This is a genomic window from Nocardia takedensis NBRC 100417 (assembly GCF_000308695.1).
Lineage (GTDB): Bacteria > Actinomycetota > Actinomycetes > Mycobacteriales > Mycobacteriaceae > Nocardia > Nocardia takedensis.
This window is the reverse complement of the sequence record NZ_BAGG01000123.1, coordinates 213,547-221,744: the sequence shown is the minus strand read 5'-3', so window position 1 is coordinate 221,744 and position 8,198 is coordinate 213,547. Positions and strand designations below refer to the sequence as shown.

Genomic DNA, 8,198 nt, shown 5'->3' with positions numbered 1-8,198 from the left:
CGCGCCGGGCGGAGGCGGACGGTATCCGGGCGGGGGAGCCTGACGTTGTTGGTCGCGATACGGGGCGGAACCCGGTTGTGAACTTCGCTGAGCACGGCCACCGTGCGGTTCATCGCCGTAGGGGGAAGTCTCGTAGGGCGAATTCACTGACAAGATCTCCATAACTCGTATCGGACTGCGGTACGCGGTGCGGGTGGGACAGCGGCCACGGACACGTCGTGGCTCCGCATGTCATCAAGCGGGTAGATGACCAAGCACATCATTCTGCGGCGGTGCGCCGGTTGGCCCTGGCTCCGTTGGGCCGTCTGGGCGGCGCGGAACCGAGCACGTAGGACTGCACCAGGTGGTTCCAACTGCACGTCCGGCACACCTCGACCACGTGCACCGAGAACTCCTCGCGAGTCTCGGCCAGGCGTGTCAGCTCCTCGGGGGTGCGAGCCGATCCTGCCATCGATCCCAGCCCGTCGCCGTAGACCCAGGATACGAGGGTCAGTTGTTCCTTCCGGCAGATAGGGCACGTGACCTCGCTCCCCCGCCCGTGAAATTTCGCCGCACGCAGGAGGTAGGGATTCGCGTCACACACCTCGGCGACGTCGACCCGGCCCGCGTAGACATCGGCCAGCAGCGACCTGCGCCGGAGCGCGTAGTCCACCACCTGCCGCTGAATTCGCACGAGAACCAGAGTAGCGGTGTCCGATTGGGAGCGCTGCCGCGTGGCGCGTTCACGACGTCCTGCGTTTAGTATTCGTGCGTGTCCACCACGTCTTCCGGGCGCATCCGCGCGCGTGATCTCGACCGCGCGAACGCCGCGGCCGTGCTGGACGCCGCCTACGCCGAGGGGCAACTCGGCGCGGCGGAATACCACGAGCGAGCGGCGCGGGCGGCCGCGGCGCGCACCTTGGGCGAGTTGGACGGTCTGGTCGCGGATCTGCAATCGCCCACGGCCGTAACGGATCTCACCGCCGCGAAGGGCCGCGCCGGGTCGGCTGCGCGCGATTCCGCGAGCACCTCGCGAAACCCGCTGACCCGTCGCCGATTCTCGGCGGGTTATCCGGAACACACCCGCGCGCGCGACGCGGACCGCGCCGAGACCGTGCGCGCCCTGGACGCCGCCCGCGCCGACGGACAGCTCACCGCCGACGAGCACACCGCGGCCACGGAGTTGGCCGCCGAAGCCCGCACGCTGGGCGAATTGGCCGAGTTGGTGGCGGACCTACAGCGTCGCGCCGACGCCGCGCCGCCGCCGAGCAGGCCGCGCGGACGTGGAAAAGTGCTGTTCCCGGCCCTGATCGCGGTGGCGGCGGCGGTGGCCCTCGTCGGCGCGTTCACGCTCACCGCCGCCGAGGACGCGCCGCCGCTCCCGCCGCACGAGCCCTCGATCGAGGTGGCGGCCGTCGAACCGTTGGTCCTGCCGACCCCCGATCTGACCACCGCGGAGGGGCTGACGCTGTTCCGGGACCGCTACCGCGACGCCTTCGGCGACACCCTGGTGGACGAGGTGCGCTTCGACACCCACTACGTCTCGATGACGCGCGCGTCCCCCGATCTGCCCACCCGCGCGGTCCGCTACGACTATCGCGGCGGTTTCAAGAGGTCGCCCGGCGGGGCGAACGTGCCGCGTCGTCCCGGTTTCACCCCGGTCGACATGGCGACTCTCGACATCGCCGCGCTCGCGCCGGTCATCGCCGACGCGCCCGCGGCGTCGAAGGTGCCCGACGGGTCGGTGTCCTCGATCGAGTTCGACATGTCGGATGTGGGGCCGTTCGCGGGCAGGCCGACGGTGCAGATCAGTGTGCGCAACGACCGGGAGCAGTACGCCGACGTGATCACCGCGCCCGACGGCACTGTCCTGCGGGTGACGGAGGTCCGGTGATGGCGGGGGAGAGCACGCGCCTGCGGGCGCGCGACACGGACCGGGCGGATGTGTGCGGGGTGCTCGACGCCGCGCTGGCCGACGGTCAGTTGAGCGCGAGCGAACATGCCGCGCGCACCGAATCCGCGATGCGCGCGGAGTCTTTCGGCGATCTGGATCGGCTCATCACCGATCTCCAGATCCCGGGTGACCTGGTCGACGCGCCCGTGGTGCGCGGGAAGCCGCCGCGGATGCCCCGGTGGGCGCCCGCGGTCGGCGCGGTGCTGGCGGCGGCCCTGCTGGGCCTGGTCGCGGGTGGTATCGATCGCGCCACCGCCGACGGTCCGCCCGAGCCGCCGCTGCCCACCTTGACCACCGGCCCGGGTCTGGTGCACTTCCTCGACGACTACCGCGCCGCGTTCGGCGACCTGGTGTTCGATGACCTGACCGTCTACCCGGAGTACGCGCTGTTCCATCGCGCCGACCTCGATAGGACCCGCTCGCGATATTTCCGCTACGACGGGGAGTTCAGCGACTACCACAACGACGCCGCGCGTAAGCCGGACAAACCGACCGTCGATCTCGCGGGCGCGGACCTGTCGCTGTTCGCCCGCGTGCTGGCGGGGGCGCTGACCTCGCTCGAGTTGCCCGACGGCCGGGTCACCTTCGTGGAGTTCGAGTACCCGGCCAGTCCGGCCGAGGAGCCCCGGCCGTACATGTACGTGACCGCTGGCAATGCCGCGCAGCAGTCGGGCAATCTGACGGTCGCCTTGGACGGCACGGTGCTCGAGGTGCGTCCCCCCAACAGCTAGAACTTCGCGAATCCGACCGATCGCCGGGCTTCCCGCGCGCCCTGATGTATCGGCGCGATATAGTGAACCATCGCATCCATCGGTTAGATCTGTACACACGTCAGGGGGTGAAGCCCGATGCTCGAGCTGGCAATTCTCGGGCTGCTCCTCGAATCGCCCATGCACGGCTACGAGTTGCGCAAGCGGCTCACCGGCCTGCTCGGCGCGTTTCGCGCTTTCTCCTACGGTTCGCTCTATCCCACGCTGCGCCGCATGCAGACGGACGGATTGATCGCGGAGGAGATCCCCGACGGCGCGGTCACCCGCCGCGCCAGGCGGGTCTACCAGCTGACACCGGTGGGAAGGGAGCGGTTCTCCGAACTGCTCGCCGACACCGGCCCGCAGAACTACACCGACGACGGATTCGGCGTCCACCTGGCCTTCTTCAGCCGCACCCCCGCCACGGCGCGGATGCGGATCCTCGAAGGCAGGCGCAGGCAGGTCGAAGAACGCCGCGAAGGTCTGCGGGAGGCGATCAAGAAGGCGAGCGGGTCACTGGACCGCTACACACGCCAGCTACACCAGCTCGGTCTGGAATCAAGCGAGCGCGAAGTGCGCTGGCTCAACGAGTTGATTGCGGCGGAGCAGTCAACGAAGACGGCACCACAGAAAGAGGGAAACATCGGCCATGAGTGACACCAAGACGGCTGGTAACGCCACCGAAGTACGCGTGGCCATCGTTGGCGTGGGCAACTGCGCCTCCTCCCTGGTCCAGGGCGTGCAGTACTACAAGGACGCGGACGAGACCGCGACCGTGCCCGGTCTGATGCACGTCAAGTTCGGCCCGTACCACGTCCGCGACGTCAAGTTCGTCGCCGCGTTCGACGTGGACGCCAAGAAGGTCGGCTTCGATCTCGCCGAGGCGATCTTCGCCAGCGAGAACAACACCATCAAGATCTCCGACGTGCCGCCCAGCGACGTGAGCGTGCAGCGCGGCCCGACCCTCGACGGCATCGGCAAGTACTACGCCGAGACCATCGAGCTGTCCGAGGCCGAACCGGTCGACGTCGTCAAGGCGCTCAAGGACGCGAAGGTCGACGTGCTCGTGTCCTACCTGCCGGTGGGCTCGGAGGAGGCCGACAAGTTCTACGCCCAGTGCGCCATCGACGCGGGCGTCGCCTTCGTCAACGCGCTGCCGGTCTTCATCGCCTCCGATCCGGTGTGGGCGCAGAAGTTCGTCGACGCGGGCGTGCCGATCGTCGGCGACGACATCAAGAGCCAGGTCGGCGCCACCATCACCCACCGCGTGATGGCCAAGCTGTTCGAGGACCGCGGCGTGCAGCTCGACCGCACCATGCAGCTCAACGTGGGCGGCAACATGGACTTCAAGAACATGCTCGAGCGCGAGCGTCTGGAGTCGAAGAAGATCTCCAAGACCCAGGCCGTGACCAGCAACCTGAAGAAGGAACTGGGCGCGAACGACGTGCACATCGGCCCGTCCGACCACGTCGGCTGGCTCGACGATCGCAAGTGGGCCTACGTGCGCCTCGAGGGCCGCGCGTTCGGTGACGTGCCGCTGAACCTGGAGTACAAGCTCGAGGTGTGGGATTCGCCGAACTCGGCGGGCATCATCATCGACGCGGTGCGCGCCGCCAAGATCGCCCTCGATCGCGGCATCGGCGGCCCGGTCATCCCGGCTTCGGCCTACCTGATGAAGTCTCCGCCCAAGCAGCTGGCCGACGACGTGGCCCGCGCGCAGCTCGAGGCGTTCATCATCGACGCGCAGTGACCGTCATCCGCTGACGAAGCGAGCCGGCCGGAGAAATTCTCCGGCCGGCTCCGTCGTGTCAGGGGGCTGGTCAGTCCAGCGAGACGTAGACCTCGACCGAAGTCGGGCCGGTGTAGCGCTCCAGTTCGGCCGCGTGCGACCGGGTGATGATGCCCGCGCTCTCGGCCTTGGCAACCTGCGCCCACGCGGTGCGCAGCAGGTCGTAGGGCTTGTCGGAGACCACGAACCGCGCGTAGCGGCCGCGCGGGATGCGGGTCAGCACGTCGCCCGCGTCCATCTCGTCCATCGAGGCGATCTCGTAGCCGAGCACCGCGACGGCGTGATCGTTCTGACCTATGTAGGCGGCGGCGCGCGGCACGTTCTTCTCCCGCGCCAGGTAGCGGTCCCAGGTGAAGTTGACCAGGTCGAGATCGCGCGCGGCGACCTCGCGGCCCGACAGCGGGATGGTCAGTCCGGCGACCAGGCTTTCGTCCAGGGTGACGATCTCGAAGTCCACAGTCCGTTCCTACCCGTCGCTCGGTTCGTCCGCCAACGCCACGAAGACCTCCACCGTGCGGGCGTCGGGATAGTGCTCCCAGTCGCCGGTGTAGGCGCGGTGGATGCGGCCCGCCGCCTCCGCGTCCCACACCGCGCGCCAGATGGCGACGATGGTGTCGCCGAGGTCGTCGCCGCCCGCGATGAACCGGGCGAAGCGGCCCGCGGGCACCCGAGCGAGTACGTCACCGGGCAGCAGGTCGTCGAGGCTCTTGCAGCGGTAGCCGACGATGTGGGTCAGGTAGGAGTTGATCTCGGGGGCGTGGTCGACGTAGGCGGTGGTCGGCGGGCCGGGTAGGCGGTGGGCGAGCTTGTGTTTCCACGCCTCCTCCACCTTCGCGCGGCGCGGACCTTCGACCGCGAGCGCCGGGCTGCGCAGGACCGTGCCGGCCACCAGCGTCTCGGGTTGGTCAACGACATTGAAATCCACCGGCGTAGCCCCTATTTCTAGTCTGTCTTCACTGTGCGGCTGCCGGGCCCGTCGTGGCCGCGTCCGGCTCGGCGCTCGCATCTGATATCCACTCGGCGGCGGTCGCGGTCGTGCCCGTGACGCTCGCCGCGTTGTCGTCGCTCGAGCGCATATCCTCCCGCATGGCCGCGTCGTTCTCCGCATCGGCCCGATGTGACGGCCGTCTCGGTGAGTGCGGCAGCCGTCGCGAACGCGCCCCGAGGTCTCGCACCCCCGTGTGCCGCGCTCTGCATCGGCCCGATCCTCTCCACTCCGATACGCCCACTCTCGCCAAACGATGCTGCCACGTCGTGCGTTCCCCGTGGGCGCAGTAGGTCACAAGATCGACACTAGATGGCGCGCGCACGCCATCACCGCGGCACCGGGATGCTCAGGCCCGGGAAGATCTCGATCTGCTGGGGCGGCGGCTGGGTGGACGGCGGCGCGACCGCGGGCGGCGGTTCCTCGGTGGTCGGTGGCGGATTGAGGATGTCGTAGGGGCCGCCGGAGGGTCTACTGCTGGTCGGGACGGGAATGATCGCGCTCTCCGGCGCGGGGACCTCGCCCACCGGGAACTCCTCGAACGGGGTGCCGTCCAAGGCGTCGTCCATCGTCTGTTTCCAGATGTCGGCGGGCAGGCCGGACCCGTAGACGTCGCCGCCGCGCGCGGTGCGGATCGCCTGGGACCGCTCGGTGCCCACCCACACCGCCGTGGACAGCGACGGGGTGAACCCGATCATCCAGGCGTCCTTGTTCGCGTCGGTCTCACCGAGTTGGGTGGTGCCGGTCTTCGCGCCCGAGGGGCGTCCGCCCGCGAGGCCGTGTCCGTTGGAATAGGCGGCGATGGGCGTCATGGCCGCGACGGTGTTCTCCGCGATCCGGCGCGGGATGCGCTGCTCGCCCGGCGAGTTCTGCTGCCCCACCGGGTTTTCGCCGCGATCGAGCAGCACGCGCCCGTCGCCCGTCTCGACCCGCTGCACGAAATACGGCGCGTGGTACATCCCCGAGGCCGCGATCGTCGCGTAGGCCGAGGCCATGTCGATCGGGCGGACGAGATACTGGCCCAACACGATTCCGTTCAGCGGCGGCCCGCCGTCCTCGGTGAGGGTCTTGCCCGCGACACCCGGGATCTCCTTCGGGATGCCCGCCGCGTGCGCGGCGTCGGCGATCGCGCGCGGACCGTCGAACATCGACATCGTCAACCGGTAGAAGCTGGTGTTGAGCGAGCGTTTCAGCGCCTCGGCCAGCGAACAGCGCCCGCAGGATTCGCCGTCGACGTTGGTGATGGTGGTGCCGCGGTCGGTCACCGGGGAACTGTCGATCACCCGCGAGAGCGGAACGCTCTGCTGCTGGGCGGCCACCGCCGCGAACACCTTGAACGCCGACCCCGTCTGCAACGGGGCCTGCGCGAAGTCGTAGCCGATCCCGTCCGCGCCGCCGTAGTAGGCGCGCACCGCACCCGAGCGCGGATCGATCGACACCACCGCGGCCCGCAGTTGCGGCGGCTGACCTTCGAGTCGCCCGTTGACGGCGTCGACCGCGGCCTGCTGCGCCTTCGGGTCGACGGTGGTGGTGATCTTCAACGCGCCCGTGCGCAATTCCCGGTCGCCGATACCGGATTCGCGCAACTCGCGCAGGACCTGGGTGCGGATCAGCCCTTCCGGCCCGCGCGCCTCCTCGCGGGCGGGGACATCGGTGATCGGGATGATGTCGGGGAAGACGGTGGCATCCCGGTTTCCCGGGGCCAGTGTGCCCACTTCCACCATGCCGTCCAGGACGTACTGCCAGCGCTGCTTCAGTTCCGGCAGATGGGTTTCCGGGTCCAGCAGTGACGGGGTGCGCAGCAGTCCGGCCAGCATCGCGCCTTCGGAGAGCGTGAGTTCGGTGGTCGACTTGCCGAAGTAGGCGGCGGCCGCCGCGGCTATCCCGTACGCGCCACGTCCGTAGTAGACGGTGTTGAGGTAGGCGGCCAGGATGTCGTCCTTGCTCCACTGCCGCGCCATCTTCGAGGAGATGATCAGCTCGCGCATCTTGCGGGTCAGCGTGCGTTCGGAGCCGAGGAAAGCGTTCTTCACGTACTGCTGGGTGATCGTGGAGCCACCGCCCGCGTTGTCCTTGCCGAGGATGTTGTCGCGGGCCGCGCGCAGGAAGCCGGAGGTGGAGAAGCCGGGATTGGAGTAGAAGTCGCGGTCCTCGGCGGCCAGCACCGCCTCGCGCACCGGCACGGGCACCTGCGCCAGCGGGACCGGCGTCCGATTGCCTTCCGGCGGAACGACCGTCGCGAGCACGGTGGCGCCGTCGGCGGCGAACACCGTGGCGATCCGGTCGCCCGGGACCGCGTCGGGATCGGGGATCTCCGCACTCCAGTAGATCAGCGTGAACAGCAGCGACGGGAAGACCACGAACAGGATGAACAAGGCCAGCACCAGTCGCCGCCACCGTCTTCCGCGTGACCGGCGTAGTCGCTCGTCGCGTTCGGCTTTCGTCTCCGGGCCGAACCGCACGGCGGCCGGCCTGGGGCGGGGGACGGGGTCCGGTTCGTAGTCGTCGTCGGGCTCCCGCGGGCCCGCCGCGTCGGGATCGCGCGGCTTCCAGCCCGCGAGAGAGGCGTAGGGCGCGGTCCCTGGCTTCTTCTCGACATCGCGTCGCCTGCCGAAAGAGCGCACGGATCTCTCCTCCCGGAGCGTCGGTCGAACCCACCTACCACCGAGTCTTGTGGAACCGGACTCTACCCGCGCTCCCGCGCGCGGCGAAGGGTTCGCCCCGGCCGATCCGCGGGACCGG

At 69.3% G+C, this 8,198-nt stretch carries 8 protein-coding genes; 4 read left to right on the top strand and 4 right to left on the bottom strand.

The window, feature by feature from the left end:
* Nucleotides 1–259: 259 nt before the first annotated feature.
* A complete protein-coding gene (locus tag ON30_RS26930; RefSeq protein WP_169334950.1) occupies nucleotides 260–673 on the bottom strand; it encodes a DUF5318 domain-containing protein in 414 nt (137 codons plus the stop codon).
* 78 nt (nucleotides 674–751) lie between these two features.
* Between ON30_RS26930 and ON30_RS26925 the strand changes: the two genes are divergently transcribed.
* The 4 genes from ON30_RS26925 (at nucleotide 752) to ON30_RS26910 (ending at nucleotide 4,432) form a co-directional block, all read left to right on the top strand.
* Nucleotides 752–1,873, top strand: a complete 1,122-nt coding sequence (locus tag ON30_RS26925; protein WP_051030015.1) for a DUF1707 SHOCT-like domain-containing protein — start codon at nucleotides 752–754, stop codon at nucleotides 1,871–1,873.
* A complete protein-coding gene (locus tag ON30_RS26920) occupies nucleotides 1,873–2,664 on the top strand; it encodes a DUF1707 SHOCT-like domain-containing protein (RefSeq protein WP_040711337.1) in 792 nt (263 codons plus the stop codon). The genes ON30_RS26925 and ON30_RS26920 overlap by 1 nt, the downstream gene beginning before the upstream one ends.
* Nucleotides 2,665–2,781: 117 nt before the next feature.
* Nucleotides 2,782–3,339 carry a PadR family transcriptional regulator gene (locus tag ON30_RS26915; protein WP_040711334.1) on the top strand — a complete coding sequence of 186 codons (558 nt, stop codon included), beginning with the start codon at nucleotides 2,782–2,784 and terminating at the stop codon, nucleotides 3,337–3,339.
* Nucleotides 3,332–4,432, top strand: a complete 1,101-nt coding sequence (locus ON30_RS26910) for an inositol-3-phosphate synthase (protein WP_040711332.1) — start codon at nucleotides 3,332–3,334, stop codon at nucleotides 4,430–4,432. The genes ON30_RS26915 and ON30_RS26910 overlap by 8 nt, the downstream gene beginning before the upstream one ends.
* 70 nt (nucleotides 4,433–4,502) lie before the next feature.
* On the opposite strand, the gene ON30_RS26905 is transcribed toward ON30_RS26910, so the two are convergent.
* The 3 genes from ON30_RS26905 to ON30_RS26895 form a co-directional block, all read right to left on the bottom strand.
* Entirely contained in the window at nucleotides 4,503–4,928 is a 426-nt protein-coding gene (locus tag ON30_RS26905) for a GyrI-like domain-containing protein (RefSeq protein ID WP_040711330.1), read from the bottom strand.
* Nucleotides 4,929–4,937: 9 nt separating this feature from the next.
* Nucleotides 4,938–5,396, bottom strand: coding sequence for a GyrI-like domain-containing protein (locus ON30_RS26900; RefSeq protein WP_040711328.1), 459 nt, complete (start codon nucleotides 5,394–5,396; stop codon nucleotides 4,938–4,940).
* 389 nt (nucleotides 5,397–5,785) lie between these two features.
* On the bottom strand, nucleotides 5,786–8,080 hold the full coding sequence (locus ON30_RS26895; RefSeq protein ID WP_040711326.1) for a transglycosylase domain-containing protein: 2,295 nt from the start codon (nucleotides 8,078–8,080) through the stop codon (nucleotides 5,786–5,788).
* Nucleotides 8,081–8,198 lie beyond the last annotated feature (118 nt).

Excerpts from the sequence above, each read along its gene's own strand:
- ON30_RS26920 (WP_040711337.1), top strand. The coding sequence starts at position 1,873 with ATGGCGGGGGAGAGCACGCGCCTGCGGGCGCGCGACACGGACCGGGCG.
- ON30_RS26915 (WP_040711334.1), top strand. The coding sequence starts at position 2,782 with ATGCTCGAGCTGGCAATTCTCGGGCTGCTCCTCGAATCGCCCATGCAC.
- ON30_RS26910 (WP_040711332.1), top strand. The coding sequence starts at position 3,332 with ATGAGTGACACCAAGACGGCTGGTAACGCCACCGAAGTACGCGTGGCC.